Source organism: Streptomyces sp. A2-16, assembly GCF_018128905.1.
Taxonomy (GTDB): Bacteria; Actinomycetota; Actinomycetes; order Streptomycetales; family Streptomycetaceae; genus Streptomyces.
In genome coordinates, this window is record NZ_CP063808.1 from 7,743,312 (window position 1) to 7,769,896 (window position 26,585).

13 protein-coding genes are annotated in these 26,585 nt (G+C 67.8%); 7 read left to right on the forward strand and 6 right to left on the reverse strand.

All coding sequences use genetic code 11. The features are described from left to right. Positions 1-193: 193 nt before the first annotated feature. From IOD14_RS34835 to IOD14_RS34845, 3 genes are all read left to right on the forward strand, one after another. Positions 194-2,824: a LamG-like jellyroll fold domain-containing protein gene (locus tag IOD14_RS34835; RefSeq protein ID WP_212672397.1), complete on the forward strand. Its 2,631-nt coding sequence runs from the start codon at positions 194-196 to the stop codon at positions 2,822-2,824. A gap of 200 nt (positions 2,825-3,024) precedes the next feature. Next, on the forward strand, positions 3,025-3,483 hold the full coding sequence (locus tag IOD14_RS34840) for a hypothetical protein (RefSeq protein ID WP_212672398.1): 459 nt from the start codon (positions 3,025-3,027) through the stop codon (positions 3,481-3,483). 7 nt (positions 3,484-3,490) lie between these two features. Then, complete coding sequence (locus tag IOD14_RS34845; RefSeq protein WP_212672399.1) at positions 3,491-3,736, forward strand: hypothetical protein; 246 nt, start codon at positions 3,491-3,493, stop codon at positions 3,734-3,736. A 46-nt stretch (positions 3,737-3,782) separates the two neighbouring features. Here IOD14_RS34845 and IOD14_RS34850 read toward each other — a convergent pair whose 3' ends face one another. Both IOD14_RS34850 and IOD14_RS44590 read right to left on the reverse strand, forming a co-directional pair. Further along, positions 3,783-4,457, reverse strand: a complete 675-nt coding sequence (locus IOD14_RS34850) for a hypothetical protein (RefSeq protein ID WP_249126132.1) — start codon at positions 4,455-4,457, stop codon at positions 3,783-3,785. A 137-nt stretch (positions 4,458-4,594) separates the two neighbouring features. Beyond that, on the reverse strand, positions 4,595-4,978 hold the full coding sequence (locus tag IOD14_RS44590) for a hypothetical protein (protein ID WP_249126133.1): 384 nt from the start codon (positions 4,976-4,978) through the stop codon (positions 4,595-4,597). A 535-nt stretch (positions 4,979-5,513) separates the two neighbouring features. Between IOD14_RS44590 and IOD14_RS34860 the strand changes: the two genes are divergently transcribed. Together IOD14_RS34860 and IOD14_RS34865 are read left to right on the forward strand one after the other, a co-directional pair. Continuing rightward, complete coding sequence (locus IOD14_RS34860; protein WP_249126316.1) at positions 5,514-11,699, forward strand: DNRLRE domain-containing protein; 6,186 nt, start codon at positions 5,514-5,516, stop codon at positions 11,697-11,699. Positions 11,700-11,800: 101 nt separating this feature from the next. Continuing rightward, positions 11,801-12,709, forward strand: a complete 909-nt coding sequence (locus IOD14_RS34865) for a DUF4240 domain-containing protein (protein ID WP_212672401.1) — start codon at positions 11,801-11,803, stop codon at positions 12,707-12,709. Between the two features lie 183 nt (positions 12,710-12,892). Here the strand turns inward: IOD14_RS34865 and IOD14_RS34870 are convergent, their stop codons facing one another. Beyond that, on the reverse strand, positions 12,893-15,094 hold the full coding sequence (locus IOD14_RS34870; protein WP_212672402.1) for a DEAD/DEAH box helicase: 2,202 nt from the start codon (positions 15,092-15,094) through the stop codon (positions 12,893-12,895). Continuing rightward, on the reverse strand, positions 15,094-16,443 hold the full coding sequence (brxD, locus tag IOD14_RS34875) for a BREX system ATP-binding protein BrxD (RefSeq protein WP_212672403.1): 1,350 nt from the start codon (positions 16,441-16,443) through the stop codon (positions 15,094-15,096). Before brxD ends, IOD14_RS34870 begins: the two co-directional genes overlap by 1 nt. A 183-nt stretch (positions 16,444-16,626) precedes the next feature. Here brxD and IOD14_RS34880 point away from each other — a divergent pair, with 183 nt between their 5' ends. Next, complete coding sequence (locus tag IOD14_RS34880) at positions 16,627-18,444, forward strand: DUF262 domain-containing protein (RefSeq protein WP_212673453.1); 1,818 nt, start codon at positions 16,627-16,629, stop codon at positions 18,442-18,444. After that, on the forward strand, positions 18,441-19,487 hold the full coding sequence (locus IOD14_RS34885) for a CBS domain-containing protein (RefSeq protein WP_212672404.1): 1,047 nt from the start codon (positions 18,441-18,443) through the stop codon (positions 19,485-19,487). The genes IOD14_RS34880 and IOD14_RS34885 overlap by 4 nt, the downstream gene beginning before the upstream one ends. An 84-nt stretch (positions 19,488-19,571) precedes the next feature. Here IOD14_RS34885 and pglZ read toward each other — a convergent pair whose 3' ends face one another. Next, on the reverse strand, positions 19,572-22,478 hold the full coding sequence (pglZ, locus tag IOD14_RS34890) for a BREX-2 system phosphatase PglZ (RefSeq protein WP_212672405.1): 2,907 nt from the start codon (positions 22,476-22,478) through the stop codon (positions 19,572-19,574). Next, the gene (locus tag IOD14_RS34895) at positions 22,475-26,353 is read right to left on the reverse strand and encodes a phage resistance protein (RefSeq protein ID WP_212672406.1); all 3,879 of its coding nucleotides are present in this window, start codon (positions 26,351-26,353) and stop codon (positions 22,475-22,477) included. The genes pglZ and IOD14_RS34895 overlap by 4 nt, the downstream gene beginning before the upstream one ends. Between the last annotated feature and the right edge of the window lie 232 nt (positions 26,354-26,585).

Sequence of the window (26,585 nt, forward strand, 5' to 3'; positions counted from 1 at the left end):
TCCTGCCCGTCCCCTCCCTCTCCCCCTCCCCCTCCCCCGCCCACCGACGGGCCCGCGCCTGATCGTCCGTAGGGAGTCCCGCCTCCCGTTCTTTTGAGTCCTTCGAGCTCTTCGAGCCCTTCGAGCCTTTCCCGCCCTTCGCGTCTTTCGCGTCTTTCGAATCCGTCGTGTCTTTCGAACAAAGGAACCGCGCATGCCCTCAGAAGCCGGACCGTCCCGCAGGGCCGTCCTGTCCGCAATCGGTGTCGCGTCCCTGGCCGGGACCTTCGCCGGGTCCGTGCCGGCCGTCGCCGCTCCCGCGACGGTGTCCACCTCCGCTGCCTCCGCCTCCGACGCGGCTGTCGCCCTCCCCGCCGCAGCGGCTCACTGGACCTTCGACGAAGGCTCCGGCACCACCGCCGCCGACGCGTCCGGCAACGCCCACACCGCCACGCTCCAGGGCGCGGCCGGCTGGGACACCGGAAAGGTGGGCGCCCACAGCCTGAACCTCACGGCGGGCGGCAACGCGACGGCCCCCGTCCCCGTGGTGGACACCTCGGCGGCGTTCTCGGTGTCCGCCTGGGTCAACCTCGCCCAACTGGGCGGCTACCAGACGGCCGTGAGCATCGACGGCAAGGTGGTCAGCGCCTTCTACCTGGGCCTGCGCGACGACACGGGCACGTTCGCCTTCGCCCGCCTGGCGTCCGACGCGACCCAGGGTGCGGCGGTGGCGGCGGCCGCCTCCGCTCCGGCCGCCGGCACCTGGACGCACCTGGTGGGCGTCAACGACCCGGCTTCCGGCGTGACCCGCCTCTACGTCAACGGCGTACTCGAAGGCGAGACGGCCTACACCGGGGGCTGGGCCGGCACGGGGGCCACGGCGATCGGCCGCGCCCTGTACGGCGGCGGGCAGGTGGACCAGTTCCACGGCCGGATCGACGACGTACAACTCTTCCCGACCGCCCTCACCTCGGACCAGGTGGCGACACTGGCGGGCGTCCCGGTGGAGTCCACGACCCCCCTGCTGAGCGTGGACGTGTCGACCCCCGCGCACGCGGTCTCCCCCATCCTCCCGGGCCTGATGTTCGAGGACATCAACCACTCCGGCGAGGGCGGCATCTACGCCGAACTGGTCCAGAACCGCTCGATGATGGCGAGCGACACGAGCCCGGTGCACTGGTCGGCGGTGGGCGGCACGACACTGACGCTGGACACATCGACGCCGCTGAACGAGGCGCTGAACCGCTCGCTGAAGGTGGTGCTGCCGAGCGGTACGGGTCCTTCGAGTCGCTCCGGTGTCTCGAACGACGGCTTCTGGGGCATCCCGGTGCGCCCCCGAACCACCTACACGGCCCGCCTGTTCGCGAAGGCGTCACGCCGCATGGGCCCGCTGACGGTGTCGATCGAGTCGGCGGACGGGGGGACGGTGTACGCCTCGGCAAGGATCGGGCACATCGGTACGACCTTCCCGGACCGCCCCTTCGAACTCACCCTGCGCACAGGCGCGAACGCCCCGGTGACCGGTGACGCTCGGCTGACGGTCACCACGGCCGACCCGTCCGCCGCGGGCGAGACGCTGTGGCTCCAGCACGTCTCCCTGTTCCCCCCGACGTACAACAACCGCCCGAACGGCCTGCGGGTGGACCTGATGGAGAAGCTGGTCGCCCTGAAGCCCAAGTTCCTGCGCTTCCCCGGCGGCAACTTCCTGGAGGGCAACACGATCGCGACCCGCTTCAACTGGAAGAACACGATCGGCCCGGTCTGGGAACGCCCCGGCCACATGGACGACGCGTGGGGCTACTGGTCGACGGACGGCCTGGGCCTGCTGGAGTACCTGCAGTGGGTGGAGGACATGAAGGCCCAGCCGGTCCTCGCGGTCTTCGCCGGCTACACGCTGAAGGGTGACCACGTCACGGGCGACGCCCTCCAGCCGTTCGTCCAGGACGCGTTGGACGAGATCGAATACGTGACGGGCCCGGTGACGAGCACATGGGGCGCCCGGCGCGCGGCCGACGGCCACCCGAAGCCGTTCCCGCTGGAGTACGTGGAGATAGGCAACGAGGACTGGTTCGACGGCTCGGGCTCGTACGACTCCCGCTTCACGGCGTTCCACGACGCGATCAAGGCGAAGTACCCGCACCTGAAGCTGATCGCGACGACAACGGTGACGAGCCGCACCCCGGACCTGATCGACGAGCACTACTACTTGGCCCCGTCGGCGGCCCAGGCGGCCACCCACAAGTACGACAACCGCGACCGCGCGTCGACGAAGGTCTTCGTGGGCGAGTGGGCGGCACAGGAGGGCCGCCCGACGCCCGACTTGAACGCGGCGCTGGGCGACGCGTCCTGGCTGGCGGGCCTGATCCGCAACTCGGACCAGGTGCTGATGGAGTGCTACGCGCCGCTGTTCTCCCACGTCAAGAACAACGTCTGGGCGACGAATCTGATCGCCTACGACAACCTGACGAGCTACGTGTCGCCTAGTTATTGGGCCCAGCACATGCTGACGAGCAAGCTGGGCGAGCTGGTACTGCCGGCGACGGCACGCGCACTGCCGGGGCTGGCTACGGTGGCGACGCGCTCGGGCAAGCACGTGTACTTGGCGGTGGTGAACTACGGGACGGAGAAGCTGGATGTCCCGGTGGAACTCCAGGGCTTGGCCAAGGGAGTCAGGAAGAACGCGACGGCAACGGTCCTGACGGGTCCGTCTCCGACGGCGGCTAACACGTTGACGGAGCCGACGACACTCGTCCCGAGAACCACGGCAGTAGCGGGAGCAGGGCAGACCTTCACAACGACCCTGCCCCCGCTGTCGGTCACCGTCCTGGAACTCACCATGGTTTGATCCCGGCAAAGCTCTGAGGGCCGCTGGATGGCCAGTTGTCCAGCGGCCAGGCTTCATGCGCTCCGAACGCGAGACGGACGAGCCTGGTCACTCATGATCACTCAAACGCGGCGAACAAGGGAGATCACCGAAACCCCAAACCACGAGGGCGGGTTGTCCGAGGTACTCACCAGAAGATCACCAGAAGGAGCCCCTTGGTCATGGGTTACGTCTCGCGTCTCACCACAGCTCTGGCAGCCGCAGGAGCACTCGCGCTTACCGCTCCAACAACGGCGCATGCCACAGCGATCGGATCAACTCCGGTGCAGACCTTCGAGTACAGCGTGGGCGGAGCGACGATGAAGATCCCGACGGGGTGCATGTTCACCCACGTCATCCGCGGCAAGGGCAAAAGGATCAACTACCAGAACGCCGGCGTCGACTGCGCCTTCGTCGCGGCCCTCGGAAGCGGCTTCTGCAACTGGCGCATCGACTTCACCTACGCCGACACCAACAACCGCGTGTACCGCACCTCACGCGGCAAGACGCACAACGAGTGCAAGATCGACCCGATGCGGAACAACTCTCCTCAGACGCTCCCTCGTTATGGCAGGGCGTGCACGCACCTCTACGTCGGTGGAGTGCGCCGCGTGAGCCAATGCCACCACATCACGAAGTGAGCCCCACATGGTCGAGCAGCAGCAGAGGAAAAGCCAGGGCCAGGAATGGGAGGACCGTCGGCGCCGAGCGGGCATCATCGCGTTCGTAGCAGGACTGGTCATCACGCTCGCCTTTTTCGCCTTCTTCCCCGGACTGCCGCATGTCATCGACTGGGGCGCCATCCTCGTCGCTCTGGCGGTGGGCGGGCTGGCTCGGTGGGTTTGCCAGTCGCGGATGGCCAAGTCGGCGAGCAGGGAGCCGGAAGACCCGTGACCGGTAACCGGTCCGGCGACGGAGCCACTACTGGACGAACCCACCTTCATGCCCGGAGGTGGGTTCGTCGCCATGTGGTCGGGGCCGGGGATGCATCACCGCCTTTGGACGTCGGTGATCTTACGGAGAGCTCTGTACTCGCCGAAGCAGTACTGATCAGAGACGGTCTGTAGCTCAGACTGGCCCGGTTCGTCAGCTCGGCGGTCTGGATGACCGGCCCGGACTCGTCACCATGGATCGCGTAAGTGATCTCGTAGACGGCATCCGGGTCGACGTCCCCACTGCTGCAGAGGTAGGTCAGGTCGGGCTCCACGGTCACGTTGCAGCCCGCCGATCCGAAGCACTGCCGCGAGGTGGTGCGCAGGTCGATCGAGAAGCTGTCGGCGTCGACCTGGCTGTACGTCGGTTCCGTGGCGGGGCTGACGAACTCCACGTCCGGGACACTCGACGCGGTGGCGGCGCCGGTGGTCGGCTTGTCGTCGCCGGTGGCCCCCACCGTGGCCCCCACGACGACGATGCCCGTGGTGACGATCACGGCGGCGGCCGAACCGATGATGACCGCGTTGATGCGGCGATTCTTCGGCAGGACGGGCGCCTCGGCCGACCAGGGCGTCGGGAAGGCGGCCGGCGGGACGGCGGGCGGCGGGACGGCGGGCGGCGGGACGGCGGGCGGCGGCGCCGCGGGAGGTCGCGGAACACTCTCGCCCCTCGTCAGTCTCACCCGCCCAGCAGGCCCGAACTGAGCTGCGCACTACAGATGTTGTAGTCGCCGGCCGCATGCCCCTTCTTGGTCTTCCCGTCGACCGTGACGGAGCAGTAGATGTCCCCGGCCCCCTGGAGCTGCGCGGTGACGTTGAACTACAGGGCGTCGCGGTCGAGGGGAAGGGTGCCGTAGGTGATGTTGAGCGGTCCAAGGGCGCCGGCGGGAGCGGTGCCCCAGACCTTGAAGACGACGACCTTCTTGTCGACCTTCTTCTCGCTGTCGACCTCGGTGCCACTCTCCCGGGAGCCGTCGTCCGCTTTTTCGCCCTTGGACGCGGACCCGCCGACCTTGGCGTCGTCGCCGCTCTTGGTGTCCTTTGAGCCAGAGCCGCCGTTCGCGACGGCACCGATGAGGGCGATCAGGACGATGAGCCCGACGAGACTCAGGCATCCCAGCCCGATGACCTTTCCCGCACCGCGCTCCTTGGGCGGCGGCGACGCGAACGACGCCTGCCCGAAGGGTTGTTGAGGTCCATCCATCCGGGCTGCTGCGGCGGGTACTGCTGTTGGCTCATGGTTCCCCCTGAGACAAATGCCATCCAATGCAAGGTGTGTGACTTGCACATGCCTCGCACGGTTTCCTCAAAGGCAGTCGATTCACCCAATCGAGGGCGAACCCGCCGCAAGAAGAACACCCCCTGGCGCGCCCAACATCCGCCCAGAGGCGCCGACAGCTCCCCTCTCTACGCACAAGTTCCCTTCCCTCAAGCGCAGTTACCCGGCGTGAGTGATGCAGATCACTCACACTCCCCCAGCTCGGCCGCCCGCCTTCTGCGATCTTGTCATCATTTCCGATCTTTACTTAATGCATACATTCTCTTTGGCATTGCATGGGTGATGTCGAGAGCGTGAGAGAAATCGGGGACTCATGACCGTTCATAGACCTGCGCCACGACCGCGCGGGAAGCTCCGACCCGGAGGGGCCGGTCGTTGGACAGCAGGCTGTGTCGCCTTGACCGTAGCCATTACCTTGCTGGACGGGACGAGTTCGACGGCGGTCTCGCCAACCCGAACAGTGAACGCGTCGAAGAACGCGGCAGCGGCCCAGGCAGCCGACATACCGTCTGCCCGAGTCGCAGCAAGGCTGTCCGGCAAACGTGTCGAGGCGCTTTCCGAACGCACCGAGACGTCGACGACGTGGGCGAACAAGGACGGCAGCCTCACGAGTGAGTACGCCGCGGGCCCTGTTCGCTTCGAGCGGGACGGCAAGTGGGTCGATGTCGACGTCGAGCTGCGCGAAACGGGATCAGGAGTTGAGCCGGTCGCGCACCCCGAAGGGCTGCGGCTCGCGGGCAAGGTGGGCACGCCGGCGAAGTCGTTGAGCGCCTCGCGCGAGGCCGAGGCCACCGATCTGGTGACGCTCGGCGAGGGCGACCAGCAGATCACTCTTCAGTGGAAGGGCGGACTGCCCAAGCCGAAGCTGGACGGGACGCGTGCGGAGTACGCCAACGCGGTGCCCGGCGCGGATGTGGTCGTCGAGGCCACACGTACGGGCTTCGAGCAGTTCGTGGAGATCAAGCAGCGCCCAGACGCCGGCGTCTACTCCTATACGCTGCCCCTGAAGGCCAAGGGCCTCAAAGCCAAGCAACTCGCCGACGGCAGCGTCCTGTTCACCGACAGGAAGAACAAAAAGCGGGCTGTGATGCCCGCGCCGGTGATGTGGGACGCCACCGTCGACAAGCGGTCGGGCGAGCACACGAACCGGGCCAAGGTCGGGCTGAAGGTGGTGCGCAAGGGTTCCACCTTCGATCTGGTGGTCACCCCGGACGCGAAGTTCCTCGCAGACTCCGACACTCAATACCCGGTCACGGTCGACCCGTCCACCTCCTCGTTGTCCAACGTCTTCGACACCTACGTCCAGCAGGGCGAGACGGTCGACTGGTCCACCGACACGGAACTGGACCTGGGCAACCCGGGTACGACCAACTCCGACGGCACTCCCCGCACGGCGCGCTCCTTCATCTCCTGGAACACCACGTCGATCCAGGACGCGCTGGTCACGGACGCCAAACTGTCGTTGTGGAACTTCCACTCGGGCAACAACACCGACTGTGCGCTCTACCCCTGGGAAGTGTGGTCGACGGGCGCGGCCTCGACGTCCTCGCGCTGGACGGCGCAGCCGTCATGGACTGCGAAGAAGGCCACCTCCACCGAGACCCGCGGCAATGCCGCATGTACCACGCAGCCGGACGGCTGGATCAACGCCGACGTGACCACGCTGGTGCAGGAGTGGGCTTCGGCCAAGGCCACCCGCGGCCACATGGGGCTGCGCGCCGTCGGCGAGTCGGTCGTGGCGCAGTGGAAGCGGGTCAACTCCGCGAACGCCGCGTCGAACCCGCCCAAGCTGGTCGTCAACTACAACTACCGGCCGCGCACGGGTACCAAGCAGGAAGCCGGGCCGCCGTACTTCTCCTATGGCGGGGCCTACACGGTCAACACCACGACGCCTACGCTGCGAGACACCTTTGTCGATGCCGATGGTGACAAGGTCAACGGCACCTTCCAGATCTACGACAACGCCACCAACACGCAGGTGGGCGACGTCATCGTGTCGTCGTACGTGCCCTCCGGGCAGGTCGCCTCGGTCACCGTGCCTTCCGGGGTGCTGAGCAGCGGCAAGACGTACAAGTTCCGCACCTCGCCGTACGACGGCGCGCACTACAACACCGGCTGGTCGGAGTGGAAGACCTTCACGGTCGACACCGCCGCACCGTCCGCCCCTGCCGGCGTCACATCGACGGACTATCCGTCGAGCACGTGGGTCAAGGGCGCGGGTCAGGCCGGGACGTTCAGCGTCACGCCGAACGGTACGGACCACAACTGGCTGGAGTGGTCGTTGGACGGCGTGACCTGGACGAAGGTTGCGACCGGCGGCTCCAGTGCTGCCAAGGCCATCAGCATCACCCCGCCCGAGGACGGCACCCACCTCCTTCAGGTGCGCCAGGTGGACAAGGCGGACAACAAGTCCGAGGCGGTCGACTACACCTTCCACGCCGGGCCCGGCGGCTTCGTCCAGCCCGATGACGGCGAACGCACCGCCCGCCGTCTTCCTCTGGTCGCGGAGGCCGACGGCAGCACGTACAACCAGGTGTCGTTCTCCTGGCGCCGCTCCGAGGCCGACCCCTGGGTGCGCATTCCCGCCGGTGATGTCACCGCCGGTGGGACGCCTCTGACGTCTTGGCCGGTGCCCCTGGTCGGCGGCAAGAACGCCGCCTTGGTGTGGAACTCCGCCGACACGGTGAATCCTGACGGAACAGTCGAGATCAAGGCTGATTTCACGGGCCCGAGTTCGGCCTCGGGCAGCACACGGCCCATCGATGTGATCGTGGACCGTAACGCGACCGGCGCGGCGACCGAGGAGATCGGGCCAGGAGAGGTGAACCTCCTCACAGGCGACTACACGCTGTCGACGGAGGACGCCTCCGGCTTCGGGCTGTCGGTGTCCCGTACGGCCTCCTCCCGCAGCCCGGACAACGCCGTACAGCAGGATGGCCAGGCGGCGATCTTCGGCAAGGAATGGGTCTCCGGCACCGTGGCGGAGGCGACGGAGTCGGACTACTCGCACATCCGTCGGATCTCCGACACAGCTGTCGCCGTCGTCGACGTAGAGGGTACGGAGACGCACTTCACGGCCAACGCCGCCAAGACGGCGTGGGTTCCCGAGACCGGTTCCGAGTACCTTACGCTCGCAGGCGCTGTAAGCGGTTCGTTCACGCTTTCGGACACCGACGGCACGGTCACCGCGTTCACCAAGCCGGACGCGGCCTCCGCGACCTGGCAAGTGTCCTCCACACTGATGGAGGGCCTGCCCAACTCCACCACCACGGTGGTCTCCGAGACCGTGACGGTGGACGGCCAGGTGCTGGCCCGCCCCAAGCGGATCATTGCTCCGACCTCAGCAGCGAGTGCCGCGACATGCACCGCCACGCCGTCTACCAAGGGCTGCCGCTCGGTGGAGTTCGTCTACGCCACCTCCACCACCGCCACCTCCTCAGCGTTCGGTGACTTCCTCAGCCAGGTCAAGGACGTTCGCCTGTGGTCCACCGAGCCCGGGGCCGCCTCCGCCAGCTCCAAGACTGTGCAGACCTTCGCCTACGACTCCGCCGGACGACTGCGTCAAGCGTGGAACCCGCAGATCAGCCCGGCGCTGAAGACCGAGTACGCCTACGACACGGCGGGGCGGGTCACCAGCCTGACACCGGCCGGAGAACTGCCGTGGACGTTCACCTACGGCAAGGTGGGCACGGCCGCCACAGCAGCTGACGGCATGCTGCTGAAGGTGTCCCGCTCAGGCCTCCAGCAGGGCAGCAAGGATGTCGTGGCCGGTACCGCGTCCACCTCGGTCGTCTACGACGTCCCGCTGACCGGCGCTGCCGCACCTCACACCATGAGCGCGGCGGAGGTCAAGAAGTGGGGCCAGTTGGACGCCCCGACCGACGCGACCGCTCTCTTCCCGGCGGACGCGGTGCCTGCCTCGCACGACGGCAGCGTCCTGACCGCCTCCAACTATACGCGCGCCACGATCAGCTACCTGGGCGTGTCCGGCCGTGAGGTCAACTCAGCGGCTCCGGGCGGGTACATCAGCACGACCGAGTACGACCGCTTCGGCAACACCGTCCGCGAACTGTCGGCCGGCAACCGCGCCGTCGCCCTCGGAACCAGTGCCGCGGACCGGGCTGTGCAGGCCGAACTGGGCATCGGATCGATGTCCGCAGCCGAACGAGCGAACCTTCTGGCCGCGACCTCCCTCTACGACGAGACCGGCGTACGCGAACTGGAGAAACTGGGCCCGCTTCGCCGTATCGACCTGACCGCCGACCTGAAGTCGGGGAGCACCATCTTGGTCCCGGCGGGCTCCCCGGTGACGGCCCGCAGTTGGGTCATCAACGAATACGACACGGGCCGGCCGACGGACGGCACGGCCACGGTCAGGGATCAGCTCACCAAGAGCACCGTAGGAGCGCAGGTCCGGGAGCATCCCACGGTGCACGGCGAGACCAAGATGTCCCTGGTCTCATACGACTGGGCAAGGGGGCTGGCCACACAGAACGTGCAGGATCCCGGCGGCCTGGCGATCACCACCACCACCGAGTACGACACCCAGGGGCGCGTCATCAAGCAGCTTCGTCCCGGAGCTACCGGTACGGACGCCGCAACCCGAATGACGACTTACTGGAGCGCTACTGGCTCCGGTACCTGTCAGGGCCGTCCGGAATGGGCCGACTTGGTCTGCTCCACCGGTGTCGCCGGCGCCATCACCGGCGGCGGCACCAACCCGACGCAGGTGCCGACCACCACCACCGAGTACAACTGGTGGGGCCGGTCGGCGACGGTGCGCGACACGGCGAACGGCAGCACCCGAACAACCACCATCCAGTACGACGCGGCCGGCCGTCCGTCCAAGACGACCATCACCGGAGGCATCGGGCAGGCCGTTCCTGAATCGACCACGGAGTACGATCCCGCAACCGGTCATCCCGTGAAACTGACCTCCCCCACGGGCGGCACTGTCAGCAAGGCGTACGACAAACTCGGCCGCCAGATCTCGTACACGGACGCCGATGGCGGTGTCACCACCACCGAGTACGACCTGCTCGACCGGCCGGCCAAGACACTGGACAACTCGCCCTCGACAGTCACGTACACCTACGATCACTCGGTCGAGCCGCGTGGCCTCGCCACTAAGGCGACCGACTCCGTCGCCGGCGTATTCCAGGCCACGTACGACGCCGACGCGTCCCTTGCCACGCAGAAACTGCCCGGTGGCTACACCCTGAAGCAGACGGAGGACACGACTGGGGCTGTCGTCGGACGCACATACACCCGCGACAGCGACGGCGTCACCGTCATGGCAGACACCGTGACTCGCTCTGTACTCGGGCAGGCCACCACCCACGCGGGCTGGTCCAATCAGTCCTACACCTACGACAAGCTCGGTCGCCTCACCAGCGTGGACGACACCACCAGTACCGTCTGCACCAAGCGGACGTACGGTTTTGACAACCGCAACAACCGCGCCTCGCTGACCACCGCAGCCGGCGCCCCCGGCTTGGACTGCCCCACCACGGGTGGCACCGCCGTCAAACACACCTACGACAGTGCCGACCGCATCGTCGACACCGGCTACAAGTACGACGCCTTCGGCCGGACCTCCGCGACTCCCGCCAACAGCACGATCGAGTACTACACCAACGACCTCGCCTACCAGCAAACCGAGAACGGAAAGCGCCAGACCTGGCAGCTCGACGCCAGCCTGCGCTTCCGCTCCTGGAAGACCGAGACCGGCAGCGGGTCGACCTGGACCCAGACCGCATCCAAGATCAACCACTACGACAGCGATGGCGGCAGCCCCCGCTGGATCATCGAGGACACCGCCACTGGAGCACTGACACGCAACGTGAGCGGTCTCGACGGCAGTCTGGCGGCCACAACCGCCAAGTCCGGCGGTACGATCCTGCAGCTCACCAATATCCACGGGGATGTCGGTCTCCTGCTCCCACTGGACACCAGCGTCGCACCGACAGCCTTGGACGCCGACGAGTACGGCAACACTAAAGTCGGCCAGACCCAAGCCCGTTACAACTGGCTCGGAAGCCAAGGCGTTTCCAACGACGCCTTGGGAGGCCTGCTGGTCACGGGAGTCCGGGTGTACAACCCGGCAACGGGGCTCTTCCTCTCTCCCGATCCCGTGGTGGGAGGAAACGCCAACGCCTACGGCTACCCGACTGACCCGGTCAACTTCATGGATGCGGACGGCAGGTTCGCCATTCCTCTCGGCGTCCCCTACCTTCTCGGTGTCGGAACCGCAATCCTGGTCGCCTATGTCATCCTTCTGGCCACGAGCTGGATCTGTGGACAAATCGGGTGCTCGATCAGTCTGCCCGGTCCGAACGTTGCCATTCCCAACGCGAAATCGAACTCGGCCAAGAAGTACAAGAAAACCGCATACATCGGCTACATGATCCACTACAAGGGAAAGATCTGGAAGTACGGGATATCCCGTGTCGGTACGAGCAGACCGGCCAGCCAGATCAGCACCTGCAACAGGTACTACGGAACCATCGGTGGTTGCCGGTACACCGTGATGAGGCGCATGACGGGATGGCTCAACGCCCGCAGCTGGGAAACAGCCATGATCCTCAAGTACGTGGCCAGGCATCGCCACTGCCCGCCGGGGCAGGCCAAGAAGATCTGCGTGTAAGGCCCCACGCACGCTGGGATGAATGAACGAACGACAGGCGGGTGGGGCACCACGAAGGTGCCCCACCCGCTGCGTCCACCAAAGGAAACGAGCCCTGATCCATGACAGAAGAAGACTTCTGGTCCCTCATCGACCTTCTCGGAGGTGCGGCAAACGAGCGAACCACCCCCGCCCTGGAAGAAGCTCTGGTCCAGCAGGGACAGGCGCGCATCGAAGAATTCGCTGACAGTCTGGCGGAGAACATGCGCCGACTCGCCGAGGCACCTCTTTCGGGAATCCCCGTCCAAGACGTTTCTGACCCATCGGGCGCGCAGCCGGTGCCGCTGGCCGGTGACGCTCTTGTTAATCTTCACTTCGCGGTGATTGCCTCAGGCGTCTCGCAGTTCCGGAACATACTCGAGAATCCAAGTCAAGCGACTGAACACATCTGGGACTTCAGTGAATCGGACAGCCTCGCGGAAGCTGTATCCAAAGCCCACGAAATCTCCAGCGGAAAGCCCTGGATCGGCCCACTGCCGGGTTTTCGTACGGGCGAACCAGACGAGTCGGCGGCCACGGCAACGGGGAATGCCCGATGGCTCAGCCTCGCGCTGCACGGCGACCACGACATTCCCACTGCATACTTCGACGCGGCTTGCACCGTAGTCGAGATGATCCACGACGATCCACAGTGGCGGACCTGGTGGTCACACGCCGATCAGCTCAGCTTGGAAATCGACATTGATTGCACCTCTCAGGAAGAAGGCAGTCACGTCACCACTCGAAAAGGACAGACGTGGGCCTCGTTCCGCAAGAGTGGTTCACGCTTCCGCGGGTTGACCAAGGGCGGCCTCTCCTACCTCGCAGCCATGGACATGGAAGCAGTTTTCGCCTTGGTGTCTACGTCTCTGCGCATGCCCACACCACCCCAAGTACCTCGTCCGGCACACGCAACCCCACCGACAAGCCGGGACGACACGGCCCGCGCACGACTGGAAGAACTGCGACGGCGTCACCGTAAAAACCCCTGAAGCACAGCACTTTCGCTAGCTTCTTTCAGCGCTGTCCCGGTGACGAGACCATTTCCCCCGTCAGGTTGGCGGGTCGTCGCTGTCGGAGACACCCCCAGGCTTCGGGCGCTTGACGCGGCGGAGCCGTAGAGGCAGGGCGCAACACCTGGCGTCCGCCTGAAACAGCCTCGGCGAGTTTCCGATTCAACCGAAGTGCTGGAAACGAGTCGGCTCGCCAAGGACCAATCGAGCACTCTCGAAATCGGCCAAGCGGGCCGCCACGGTGGCCACCGCGAGGCGTTCCGGGAGGGCCGCGGAGAACTTCAGGCCGCGTACCGCCCGGCGGTCCACGTCCGGGAGGACGAGGTTCCCGTCCACGTTGTCACGGGCCGCACGCCAATCGGCCGGGGTGAGGTTCTCTCGGAGTCGCAACCAGCTGTCGGTGGGGCGTTGCAGCGGGTCGGTGACCGACTGGAGGGTGGCTGCCAGGGTGGCGTTGGCGCGGTAACCGGCCCAGGTCCACCAGCGGACGTCGGAACCGGCACGCGTGATCACTGTGCCGGCCGGGTGCACGGTGTCGGGTGCATCCGTCTCACGCTGCTCTGCCAAGCATGCCTCCGCCCGCCGGGTGAGGGAGACGGGCGGGTCCGTGCCCAGCAGCACCTCGCGCATGGCGCGTGTCAGGGCGTAGGAGAGTCCGGCGACGCCGCCGCCCATCCACTTGGCGATGCCGCCGCCGTCGGCGGGCTCGACGAAGACGCGTTTGCGCAACCAGTCGATATAGGTGACCTGCCAGCTGCGTCCGCCGAGCAGCAACCGCCTGGGGCCTGGCCGTTCCTCGGTGAGCACGCTCGGATCGGTACGGCCGATCTCCATGCGCCCGGACAGGACGGTGAACTGCGGTGGCGCGGTGAAGGAAGCGGTGAGTTCGATGAAGTGCCGCTTGCCGAAACGACGTTCCGCCTCAGGACCGACGAACAGCATGCCTCCGTCGCTGTCGAGGAACCCCTCCTCGGTGAGGAATCGCAGGATGGGTGCGGCGGACCGGTCGAAGGGCGCCAGCCCGTTCCACTGTCGGTCCCACAACTGGTCTCCGAGCTTGTGCTGTTGGAGGGTGACGGCGAGCAGCTGCTGGGCAACGAGGTGACGTGGCTCCGGCGGGGGGACGACCGGTTCCACCCAGCCTCGCGACCACAGCAGCAACAGGCCTGCCGCCTGCAGCAGTGTGTCTTTGCGGGTGGCGAGGAACAGACAGTTGCGCTCCGTGCCGGGCCGCCGACCGGTGCGGCCGATGCGCTGCAGGAACGAGGCGACGGAGGCCGGTGAGTCGATCTGGATTACGCGGTCCAGGTCCCCGACGTCGATACCCAGCTCAAGGGTGGACGTGGAGACGATGACACAGTCGCGCGCCTCGGCGAAAGCCCGCTCGGAGCGAGTGCGTTCGTCGACGGAGAGGGAGGCGTGGGACAGGTAGACGGTCACCTCGCGGGCCCGAAGCGCGGCGCCCAGCTCCTCGACCTGACGGCGCGAGTCGCAGAAGACGAGTCGTTTCTCTCCTCGATGCAGAGCCGCGATGAGTTTGGCGGCGTTGTCCAGGGAGCCCACGAAGTCGAGTTCAACTTCTCCCGCCGGCTTGCGGAGACGGCCGACGGCCCCCTTGTCGGGGTGCCCGGATGCGTCGGAGACGGGCGGCAGCTGCACCCCCGGGGCGACGACCTGACCGCTACGGCTTCCGGCACCCGCGCCCTGAAGCCAATTCAGCAGTTGTGCAGGATTGCCGACGGTCGCCGAGAGGCCGATCCGTTGGATAGGCCGTCCGGTGACCTGTTCGAGCCGCTCGAGCACGGCAAGCAGATGCCAGCCCCGGTCATCACCCGCGAAGGCATGCACCTCGTCGACGACGACGGCCCGAACGCTTCCCAGCAGGCGCGCGTGATCGGTCTTGACGCCGATCAGCATCGCTTCGAGTGACTCGGGCGTGGTCAGCAACACGTCGGGCGCTTCCGCGCGGATACGTTGCCGCTGTGACTCCTTGATGTCACCGTGCCAGAGCGCCGCACGCCGCCCGAGCCACTGGGCGTACGTGTCGACGCGGGTGACCAGGTTGTTGAGGAGCGCCTTGAGCGGGCAGAGGTACAGGATGGACGTGCCTGTCCACTTCTGCTCGGCCATCGCCGACAACAGGGGGAAGCAAGCCGCCTCGGTCTTGCCACCTGCCGTGGGAGCCAACAGCACGGCGTCCTGTCCCCCCATGAGCGGTGCGATCGCCGCCCGCTGGAGAGGACGCAGATCGGGCCAGCCAAGGGTGTTGACGATGTGGTGCAGCACGACGGGATCGAGCCGGTCGAGTAGGTCGGCCTCGCCCTCACCCGGGCCCGTCCCGGTGGGATTGCCGCCGTCCGTCATCACAGCTCCAGATCGATGTCGTCGGCCGTCGCGGAGCCGCCGGTGACCGTGGCGGCCAGGTTCCGCTCCACATCGGTGAGTTCGCTGCTGGAGACCGTCAGCCGGTAGTGCTGCCGGGGATCGAAATCGTCGAACTGGTCGACACGGTCGAGTACGTCCCCGACCAGTTTCTTCAGGAACAGACGGGGAGCCACACCGACCTTGCCGCCCAGTGCTCCGCCGACGGCCAGTGCCAGGTCTGCGACATACGCGTCGTCGACGACCTTCCGCACGCGCTCGGGCTTCTCCGCGGCATCGGCGTACAGGTCACGAATGGTGACGCCGAGTCCGATCAGTGACTCCTGGTTGAAGCCGGGCAGTCTGATCTGCACGGCACGGGGGTTGTCGAAGCGCGGGTCGGTCGTGAAGTCGGTGGCCAGCCGCTGAGCCAGCGGAGCGAGGCGCTGCACGCCCTGCTGTCCGTCGTAGAAGGCCGGAGTGCCTGTGATGACGAGGTAGAGGCCGGGAAAACGGCCGGAGTGCACCTCGTCGATGAGCTGCCGCAGCGCGTTGAGCGCCTTGTCGCGAGCGTCCGATCGCACCCGCTGCAGCGTTTCCACCTCGTCGAGGACGACGAACAGCCCGGTGTGTCCGGAGTCGCGCAGCACGGTGAGGAGTCCCTGCAGGAACCCGAGGGCGCCGAAGTGGTCGAGGTCGCCGCGCACCCCGGCAGATCGACGGGCGGCGGCAGCGACATGGGGCTGGCCGCCGAGCCATGCCAGGACCGCTGCGGCAGTCGCCTCGTCGCCACCTGCGAGGGCGGCCCGGTAGCCGCGCAGGGCGGTGGCGAAGGACGGGGCATGCCGGGAGACCTCGGCGAGTCGCGCGACAAGCAGTTTCTCTACCTCGTCAGGAAGCTCGTCCTCGCTCGCACCGGCCGCGAGAGCGTCCTCCTCCAGGGCGTAGAACCAGGCGTCGACCACGGGCCGCAGCGCGCTGGGCGGGAAACTGGACGTGGTGAGACGTTCGGTGAGCCGCCGGTAGACCGTCTCCAGCCGGTGGAGCGGGGTCTCGTTCTCCGAGATCTGGATCTCGGCCACGGCGAAGTTGCGGCGCTTGGCCCGCTCCCCCAGCCAGCGAGTGAAGAACGTCTTCCCGGACCCGTACTCGCCTCGCACGGCTTTGAACACGGAGCCGCCGGAGGCCACCGCATCCAGTTCCGCGTCGAGGGCCCCTTCGAACCGGTCGAGTCCGGTGGCCAGCAGATCGAGTCCGCTGTCGGGTACGGCGCCGCGCCGCAGCGCGTCGATGACGGTACGGCGGCGGGCGGCGCTCACCTGCGTGGGGCGCGGGGATCCGGTGGTGCTCACAGGAACCAGTCTTCCATTTCCACGGGCTGCAGCCGTATGGGACCGAAGGCCGACGGCTGGTCGGCCTGTGGCTCGCGGGGCGCTGTGGAGAGCCACCTACTTCGTTGAATCGGTTGACGGTCACCTGAAGACGCTGCTGGAATCACTCTCCGTACATAGACCGGGGTGGAGAGTGGGACGAACGTGGCGGCACTGGACAATGTGAAGCTGAGAGACGTACTCGCGGACGTGGCATCGGGCTCCTTACAATTGCCCGACTTTCAGCGGAACTGGAAGTGGGACGACGACCGGATCCGCGCGATCATCGCGACGGTGACGCTGGATTACCCGCTCGGCGTCGTGATGACCCTGCAGACCGGGGGCGCCACCCGGTTCCGCTCCCGGACACTCACCGGAGCGCGCCCGGACGACGATCCGGCCGCGGACCTCCTCCTGCTGGACGGGCAGCAGCGCCTCACCTCCCTCTTCCAGTCCCTGTGGCTGGACGCCCCCGTGGAGACCGCGGACGCCCGCGGAAAGCCCATCGAGCGGTGGTACTACGTCGACATCGCGAAGTCCGTCGGACCGTCCGCGGAACGTGACGAGGCCATCCTGTCCGTCCCGGCAGACAAGGTGCTCCGCACCGACTTCAACCGCACGGTGGTGCTGGATCTGAGCACCACGGAGGACGAGTGCGCGGCCGGTCTCTTCCCTCTGCACCTCGTCTTCGACGCCCAGCGTGTGAACCAGTGGAAGAAGTCCTACATCAAGGCCGACGAAGATCGGAACTGGGACCTGTGGGGCCAGTTCGACGAGTCCGTCCTGCAACAGGTCCGTGCCTTCCAGGTCCCGATGATCCGGCTGGCCGCCACCACCTCCATGGACGCTGTCTGCGCGGTGTTCGAGCGGGTCAACACGGGCGGTGTGCCCCTGAACGTCTTCGAACTGCTCACCGCGACCTACGCCGGGGACCGCGAGTACGTGGAACAGACCGGGGACTACTACCAACTCCCCGAAGTATGGCGGGAGATCAAGCAGGGGCTGGCGGCCAAGTACCCGGTCTTCGGCCGTCTTGACAGCGGCATCGAGAACGGGCTGAGCAGCATCGACTTCCTGCAGGCCATCGCCCTGGTGCGCACCTGGGAGCGGAAACAGGCGGGCACGGGGGCCACGGTGTCGTGCAAGCGCCGGGATCTGCTGGACCTTCCACTGGCCGACTTCGTCCGTCTGGCGCCGAAACTCGCCGACGCCTTCGCCTGGGTGGGCGACTTCCTGGAACGGCAGTGCATCGTCCGCCCGAGCGATCTGCCGTACAAGACCCAACTCGTCCCGCTGGCAGCCGTCCGCGCCATTCTCGACACGGCGCTGGACGGCCTGGGAGCGGAGGAGAAGACCGACCAGTGGTACTGGTGCGGGGTCCTGGGCGAGATGTACGGCGGCTCCACCGAGACCCGCTTCACCCGTGACGTCGAACAGCTCGTCCCCTGGATCGCGCAGGACGACCGCGCGCCCGACACCGTCACTGACGCGTTCTTCTTCGCCGACCGTCTCGACAGCCTCACCACCCGCAACAGCGCCGCCTACAAGGGGATTTACGCGCTGCTGGTCAAGCAGGGGGCGGTGGACTGGCATTACACGGACAGCCCGCTCAACCCCGGCAGGCTCGACGAGTACAGCGTGGACGTCCGGCAGATCTTCCCCAAGGCCTGGTTCCGACGGGGTAACAGCCAGGGCCTGCCCACGAACTCCATCGTGAACAAGACCCCTCTGTCCTACCGCGCGGCTATGGACATGACCGGGGCGCCGGCGTCCTACCTGTCCACCATGGTCGCCGCCTCCGACATGCGCCCCGAGTGGTTCGACGACGTGCTCGCCACCCACCTCATCGACCCGGAAGCACTTCGCGACAACGACTACGAACGGTTCTACAACGACCGTTCCAAGCAGTTGCAGGACCTCGTTCATGCCGCCATGGGCAAGAGGACCATGCTCCGTGATCTCGCGGAGGGCGACGCCCGATGACGACCCCACCGAGCGGGCAGGACATCGCCGCGCTCAAGGGCAGGACCGTGCCCGTGCAGGACATCCTCGACCTGTTCCAGGTCAGGGTCCGCGACCACCGGACGGTGCACCGCATCTCGCAGGCCTTCACGGACGCCGGGCTGACCACGCTGCCCGACTTCGCCGTCTGCGGCCTGCGCAGCAACGTCGACGTGGTGCCGCTCGCGTCCATCCCCGCACAGGCAGCCCCCGTCGACCCGGAGGAGGACGAGACGGAGGAGGCACTGCCCTCAGCCGCCCTTCCACAGCGCCTTCTGCTCGGGGACATTCCATCGGCGCGGCGCGGCCTGTTGTCCGTCGGTCCCAGCACGCCCCTGGCGCAGACCACGTTCCTGATGCGCACGAAGGGAGTCGCGCAGGTCCCGGTGACCACCGGCATGGCTCAGATCCACGGGGTGGTCACCTGGGGGTCCGTCGCCAAGATGTACGAGGCGGGCAAGCAGCCGACGCTGGACAACGCGATGGAGAAGGACTCCCTTCCGGTCGCCGACACCCGTCAGGAGTTCTTCTCCGCCCTGCCGATCATCCGCGAACACGGCTATCTCCTGGTCCGCGGTGACGACGGCTGTCTCTCGGGCGTGGTCACCGCCGCAGACGTCACGGACCGCTTCGAGGGCGCGGCACGGCCCTTCTTCATCGTCGGGGAAATCGAGTCACTGCTGCGCCGCTGTCTGGGCGCGGCACTGAATGAGGAAGCCATCAAGGCCGTCCAGACGAACAAGAAAGCCGAACACCGCACCGGGCAGGTCTCCGACCTCATGTTCGGCGACTACCTGAGGCTCCTGGACGGGGACCAGACGAAGACATCTCTGGCCGAAGCCGCCGACGCCAACTGGGAATCCCTCAAGTGGCCCAACATGCCCAGGGAGCAGTTCATCGGCCGTCTGAAGCGAGTGAAGGACATCCGCAATCGGATCGCCCACTTCGACGAGAAGCCGCTTCCAAAGGAGATGATCGACGAGCTGACGACCTTCGCGAAGGTGCTGCGAGCATTCGTGGCCTGAGGTAGGCAAGCGGCAGGGCAGCAGCGAGCACAGCGTTTGGGGTGCCTCAGGCGTTCGCCCGGAGGCACCCCAAACGCTGTCCTGTCAACCCGCCCGGAGGGCGAACTGCTCGCGCAGCAAAGCCTCATGGAGCCGCAGCGTGCGCCCGTCGGGAAGGGTCTCCAGTACCTGTACGCCGTCGTAGTTGAGGAGCTGCCGCAGAACCGCAGCGAAGCCGTCGCCGCGAGTCGTCGGCATACCCGCTCGCTGGGCGAGCGCGGTCACGGGCAGAGTGCCGCCCGCGTCAAACAGAGCGGCAAGTGCCTTGTGGACCTGTTCCTGCTGGGGCTTGCGGGCCAAGCCGTCGAGCTGCCCCTGGTACGTCTCCGACTCGAGCAGCGCCGTCACGAGCGAATCGGTCCGCGACACGATGGTCGGGGTGAGCAGAGCATCGTCCCCTGTGGCCGTCAGCTCCACCTCGAAGAGCGCGTCGGGCAGCGTCCCTGGTTCGGGTTGCTTCCTACGCGGCTTCGCAACGGCCTTCTTCGTAGCCCCCGCCGCCATCTGAGCCGCACGCTCATCCTTGACAGGCCTCCCCGTCTCATCCGGAGCCCACCAGACCGGTCGCTGGTCTCCCAATTCCCTCCAGCCCTTGGGCGGTTCCGCACCGAACGGCAGAAAGGCGAGCACCGGGATGGTGACCTCGGCGAGGGAAGCCCCGCCGTGGTAGCCCGCCTTGAGGGCGGTATAGCGGGAGTCCGCGTCCCAGAGCGCGACGATGGATGCGCCGGGTTCGGGCCACACCACACGCGGACCGGAGAGGGCGATCTCCCGTTCGTCGAGCGGGCCTTCACCGAGCAGGCGGTGCCGCGCGGAGGCCGGCTCCGTGGTGGAGTCGACCTTCGTGCCATGACGGTCGACGACATGGCCGTGGTCACTGGTGACGATGACCGCCATGCCCTGGGCCGCCGCCACCCGCAGCAGGTCGCGCAGTCCGGGTACGTCGTCGATCCGCCACGCCCCGTCGCCCAGCTTCTGCTCCTTGGCAAGCCGGTCGTCGATGGCGTTGAGGACCACGGCGATATGGGTCTTGCCGCCGGCGAGCGCTTCCGTGAGCAACGGGCCGAAGGTGTCACCCGCTGTCTCCGTACGCAGGTCGTCCTTGTGGAAGACCGCGGCCGGGGCTCCTCCCCACACCTTCAGCGCGGGAAAGAGACGCTTCTCGTCGGCCTGGGTGCCCTTCATCAGAGTGCCCGTGAAGAGGGAGGTCCGGGACACGGCCGTCACCGTGGGCAAGGCGGCGGCCATCGCACGCCGACGCGGGGTGTCCTCGGCCATCGGGTCGAACTCCGCCCAGGAACGGCGTAGTTCCTCGCCGAGCTCGTTCGCTATGGCCGCGCTCATGCCGTCGAGCACGAGCAGCAGCACCCGCCGCTCCTCACCGCGCCGGACGACAGGACCGACCACCCGGTCAAGGAAGGTCTCGACGGTGAGCATGCTGCCGGGCGGGGTGCCGTCCCCCGTCCAGCCGGCCAGCAAGCGCGCGAAGGACGCGTCGATCTGCCTCCGCTGGTCCCGGGCCCAAACGCCAATGGTGTCGTAGGCGGCCTTGAGGGCAGGATTCGCGTCGCCGCCGGCCTCGATGTGCTCAAGTGCGAGGTCCGCCCAGCCGGTCTCGGTGACGTGCCGCTGTATGGCGTCGGCGACGCTGGTGGCATCAATCGACGGGCCGGTCGCCAGCCAGCTGGCGAGACGGTGCGCCATACGCGCGCGCTCGATACGGGCCGACTCCTCCGGATCATTGGCGAGCTGGTGATCCGTGAGACGCCGTACAGCTTCTGCCACTGCGCTCGTATCAGCCGTCGTGAGGGCCTGGCCGACAGCGGTGAACCGGGCTTCGAGTCCGCCGCGCAGCACTGGGCTCGCCGCCACAGCTGCATCCGCCCCGAATTGGCGGGCCAGAACGGCCGCCCGGTCAAGCACCATGCCGGTGGTGCGGCGCGCTTCACGGGCCTCGTCGGCATCGGCGCCGACGTTGCGATGTCCGATGGCCAGCAGCGTGGTCACGTATTCCTCGGCGGATCTACCGAAGGCGGTGACGAGGGCGTCAAGTTGTTCGGCGACCGCCGGGGGCTGGTCACCGAAGTAGCGCTCGGCTCGGCCTCGGGCCTGGTAGGTCTCCGGAGCAGGCTCGGCGTGCTGCCACAAGGCAGCGCACACGAGGCCGAAGGCGGCGCCGTCCGTGCCGCGTTCGGCGTCGACGAGCGCGAGCAGGGCGCGTCCGGCGAGACCGGCCTGATCCTCCTCGCCGAGGAAGGCGGTCAGGCCGGCCCGCTCGGGACCCCGCAGGCCCAGCAGCCGCTCAGGAGCGCCTGATCGGGTCGACCAGTGCAGCAGGGTTTGTGCATCGAGCCGGTCGTCGCCAGGCCGCCGCGTGTCGTCCTCGGGGTCGTAGCGGCTGAGACGCAGGCGGCGCTGGGCGAGCACGGTGAGGGCGTACTGCCGGGACAGCCAGCCGCCTGGCACGGGCGGCCAGCCACCGGGCGGAGTGGCGTCCAGCAAGGCTTCGGCAGCCCAGTTCGCGTCCTTGAGCCGCGGGTCGATCTGCCGGGCGCCGAACGCCTCACGGACGACGTCCCAGCTGTCGACCGTGTCGATGCGCAGTTTGTGGACGCGGGCGAGGATCGCCGGGTCGAGCTCGTTCTGCTCCCGGTCGGTGAGGACGACCAGGACGGCGGGGCCGGGGCGCCGGCCCGCCAGGTGCTCGAGGACGAGTTCGTGGACGGCGAGCGGCGAAGGCGCCACCGCGACACCGGCCGACCGGCCCTCGCCCCAGGCGGGTTCGGCGGGCCCGTCCCACTGGGGCGCGGACCGCAGCAGCACGACGCGGCGCCTGCCCCGGCCGTCCCCCGTCAGGGAGGCGGCGAGAGAGGACTGCGAGGACAGGTACTGGGTGACGGTCGCGGTGTTCAGCCGTACGGCGCCCGGGGCGACGGCGACGGTGTCCGTCATTCGACGACCTTCCAGGTGATCTCAATGGTCGCGTCGGGATGGCGGGCGGCCAGGTCGGACAGTTCCGCCTGGAGGTCGGCGGCGGCCCGCCGCACGGTCGTGTTGCGGCGGCCGGACTTGTGCGTGATGCCTCCGCTCGCCGAGGCGGGCGTACCCTGCGGGTCGTAGGGGATCCGCGGATCGCTCGTCACCGTGTTCAAAGAGTGGTCGTCGGCCCTGTCATTTGACGTGACGGGCGCGGACGGCTGGGCGGCGGCCTGGCTGCGCTTGACCAGGGCGACGACCTCGCGCTGGGTGCGGGTCAGGGCGTCGCGCAGGTCCGCGGTGCGCTGGTCGTCGCGGGCCACGTTGCGCAGCGAGTCGAGCAGGGCCTCGCCCTCGGGGCCGAGTCCGGCGGCGAGCTCCAGGGTGCTCCAGGGCGCGGAGGCGACGGCCTCCGCGACGCCGCGGGCCTGCTTGATGGAGGTCCCGTACCGGTCGGCGCTGGTCTGGCCCAGGTCGAAGGAGGCGAGGGCCTCCACGGTCTTCTTCGCCCCGGCCGCGCCCTTGCCGGCCTCGGCCGTGAGCGCGTCCAGCAGTTGCAGCGAGCGGCGGGCGAGGGCGAGTCGTCCGGTGTCGGCGGTCTGGTCGAGACCGAGGAAGGAGGCGTGGGCCTCCAACTGGTGCACGAGGTCGGCCGCGTGGTCCCGGTGGGTGCGGGCGGCCTCGATGATCTGGCGGGCGAACTGGTTGACCATCCGGCCGCGCCGCAGGGCGGGTGCCTTCTGCCCGAAGATCGTCTCGAAGCGCTGGCGTGCCGTGTCCCAGTCGGTCTCGGCGGGCAGCGGCTGGCTGCGCAGCGCGTCGTGGTCCCTGATCGCGGACAGTTCGGGCGCGGGGTCGAGTACGGTGCCGCCGCGCACCCACACCCGGTCGTCCATCTCGGCGAAGGCGGCGACGACGAGCCGGGCGAGGAAGTCGGGCAGGCCGCGCGGGTCGGGCCTGTCCGTCCAGTCGGTCAGGGTGATCAGGGACAGGTCCCCGGTGACGCCCTGGGCGCTGGCGAGCTGGCGGAAGTGGTCGGCCCAGTAGCGGGACAGCTCGAAGTACGCCTCTTTCTGCTGCCCAAGACGCAGGGGGCCGGCGATCCGCTGCATGAGTTTGCGGTCGGCGGCCGGGACCTCCACCCGCCCGTCACGGGCTTCGGCGGCGGCCCGGACGTGGGTGAAGATCTTCTTCGTGTCGATCGGCTTGACGGCGATACCGGTGGCCTCGGGGTCGAGGTCGGGGTGCGCCGGGTACTGGTGGGCGAGCAGCTTGCCCGCGACGTGCCGGATGCCGTCGTGCAGGCTCTGCCCGAAGGACAGGGTGAGGCTGTCCACGTCGGGCAGCGCGACAAGGTGGTCGTCGAAATCGGGCACGACATCGGCGGCCTGCTTCTGGGCGAGGCCGTAGGCCTGCTTGAAGGCGCCCTTGACCTGCTTGAGCAGGGCCTCGCGCTGGGTTTCGAGGAGGCCCTTGGCGCGGCTGCGGTTGTCGGCGTTGAGGTGGCCGGCGTACTGGGTGTCGAAGCGGTGCTCGTCGGCGAGGGCCTTGTCGATGACGACGAGGCGCCGGAAGTCGGCGAAGCGCTGCGCGGACAGGTGGGCGGGCAGCCAGGCGACGGTACGGGACCGCTCGCCCTGCTGGCGCTCACGCAGCCGCCGGATCCGGTTGACGTCCTCGACGGGACCCCACTCCCCCTCGTCGAAGGGGAGGTCTATGGCGATACGCCAGTGGCCCTCCTCCTGCGGCATCAGGTCGTGGTCGGGCAGCTCGTCCTCGTCGGCGAGGTTGCCGAAGACGATCTCGGCGGTGCGGGCGGTGCCGCGCCAGGTGAAACTGAGCTGGTCGCTCAACTGGCCGTGCTCAACGCCCAGTTCCTCGGACAGCAGGCGGCGGGCGAGCGCGGCCCGGTTGCCGGGGTTGTCGTTGACCTGGGCGTTGGCGATGACCGAGTCCACGTCGACGCCGGAGAGTTCAAGCCGTACGCCCGGGTTGGCGTCGGTGCCGGTCTCCTTGATCTCAGGGAACCGGGCCGCCCACTCCGCGACCTTGTTTTTGATGATGCCGACCTCGGCGCCCGGGATGGGTGCGAGGACCGAGCCGTGGTTGAGTGCGCCGAGCCGCCGGATGGTGAGCTCGGCCAGCGCGGGCACGCTGGGCGCGAGCGCGGACAGCAGCAGGGTGCACACGAGGCGGTTGTCGCCGACGAACATGCGGCAGCGGTTGGCGCGCTGCGGGTCGGTGATGGCCTCGGGCCGGTTGACGTACTGCTCGACGTCGTCCTCGGTGATGTCGTACGAACTGAGCAGGTACGGCCGCAACTTGGTCTTGTAGAGCTTGTCGGCGGCCTCGAAGACGACCTTCAGGCTGTCGGTGAACGGCTTGTCGCCGCCCTCGGCGATCACCGGGTAGAGGTCACCGACCGGGATGAGCTGCCCGAGGCGGATCTCGTTGCGGTGGTCGGCGAGGAGCTGGCCCATCAGCTTCAGACCGGTACGGGAGCGCTGCAGCGCGGACGAGATATGGACGAGGGTGTCCATGAAGGCCGGCGAGAACGGGTACGTCAGCCGGAAGGACTCCGCGTCCGCGCCGGTCGTGCCCTTCTCCGAGCCGAGCAGGGTGTCCCACACCTGGGTGCCGACCCGCTTGGTCTGCTCGAAGGCCGCGTCGACGAGCCGTTCCGCCTCGGCGTCCTTGGGCTTGAGGAGGCGGGCGTGGGCGATCTGCGGAAGGTTGCGGTCCTCAAGAGTGATCTTGTCGAAGCGACCTGAGGCGAGGTTGAGGGTGTCCTGGATGGACGACTCCGCGGCACCGGAGACTTCCTCACCGACGAGTTCGCGCAGGTCGCGCTGGCGGGCGATGAACGACACGACGGGAATGGCGCGGCGGGCGTCGCCGCCCTCCACGAAGTTCGTGATCTTGCTGGCCTCGCGGGCCACGAACTTCTGGTCGTGGATGAGGGTGGCGAGCCAGAGGATCAGCTCGTCCATGAACAGGATCAGGCCGTCGTAGCCGAGCGACTTGGCGTGCTCGGCGATGACGGACAGACCGGCGTCGAGGGAGATGAAGCCGTGCTCGTCCTCGACGGCGTTCTTGGCGAAGCCGGGCAGGAGGTTGGTGCTGGCGTCGTTGACCAGCTTGGCGCGCAGCTCGGCCGGGGTGGAGGGGTTGCGGAGGTCGAGCGGGGTGCCGGCCTCGTGGTTCTCCTCGGCGGCGAGCGCGGTGTCCAGGAGCTGCGGGGTCCAGGCGAAGCCCTCGCCCCACTCGTCCTCTTCGCCGTCGTCCGCGTCGCTGGTTCCCAGTCCGCGGATGACGGCCTCGTCGCCCATGTTGGCGCGCATGGCGCGGATGTCGGCGAAGAGGGAGTCGGTCCGGTACACCTGCGGGGTCGGGGCGTCCGGGCGCAGCTTCTTGACATGCGTGACGTATCCGCCGAGCACGCGCTGTTCGAGGGCCTTCGCGCCGAGCATGTGGTACGGCACGAGCAGGAACTTCTTGCTGTCCGTCGTCAGCCACTCGTGCTTGGTCAGCACCGGGTCGAACTCGGTACGGGCGCGGGCGGCCGGGTCGCCGCTGAGCAGCGCGTACAGCACGGCCATGAAGTGCGACTTACCGGAACCGAACGAGCCGTGCAGGTAGGCGGCCTTGGAGCGGTGCCCGTCGAGCGAGGACTTGATGAGCTTCAGCGCCTCGTCGAAGTTCTCCAGCAGCCGCTCGGTGACCACGTAGTCCTTGAGCGCGTGCTCGGCGCCCTCGGGTGTCGTCGCCTCGGCGAGGGAGAGCACGAAGTCCGAGGTGGAGATGGACTCCTTGATGTCGATGACATCGCGGAGGAGGGGCTGCTGCGCCATTGCGGGTCTCGCTCTCCCTGACGGTGTTCGGTGCTGCTGTTCGTACTGGGTGCCGTGCGGGGTCCGCCGCCGAGGCTCGAGGCCGGCTCGGGCGGTGGGGTGGGGCTCAGGGGTACGGATGGCCGGTGCGGCGGGCCGGCTGTCCTGGCCGGTGGCGAGGACGGCACCGGCGGTGCGGTGACCGGACGGGAAGGACGCTCACGGCGTCGGCCGGGTCAAGGTAGACGGGTTG

Coding starts and splice junctions, on each gene's coding strand:
- IOD14_RS34840 (WP_212672398.1), top strand. CDS start 3,025: ATGGGTTACGTCTCGCGTCTCACCACAGCTCTGGCAGCCGCAGGAGCA.
- IOD14_RS34885 (WP_212672404.1), top strand. CDS start 18,441: ATGACGACCCCACCGAGCGGGCAGGACATCGCCGCGCTCAAGGGCAGG.
- IOD14_RS34870 (WP_212672402.1), bottom strand. CDS start 15,094: ATGACGGACGGCGGCAATCCCACCGGGACGGGCCCGGGTGAGGGCGAG.
- IOD14_RS34865 (WP_212672401.1), top strand. CDS start 11,801: ATGACAGAAGAAGACTTCTGGTCCCTCATCGACCTTCTCGGAGGTGCG.
- IOD14_RS44590 (WP_249126133.1), bottom strand. CDS start 4,978: ATGGATGGACCTCAACAACCCTTCGGGCAGGCGTCGTTCGCGTCGCCG.
- pglZ (WP_212672405.1), bottom strand. CDS start 22,478: ATGACGGACACCGTCGCCGTCGCCCCGGGCGCCGTACGGCTGAACACC.
- IOD14_RS34835 (WP_212672397.1), top strand. CDS start 194: ATGCCCTCAGAAGCCGGACCGTCCCGCAGGGCCGTCCTGTCCGCAATC.
- IOD14_RS34895 (WP_212672406.1), bottom strand. CDS start 26,353: ATGGCGCAGCAGCCCCTCCTCCGCGATGTCATCGACATCAAGGAGTCC.
- IOD14_RS34845 (WP_212672399.1), top strand. CDS start 3,491: ATGGTCGAGCAGCAGCAGAGGAAAAGCCAGGGCCAGGAATGGGAGGAC.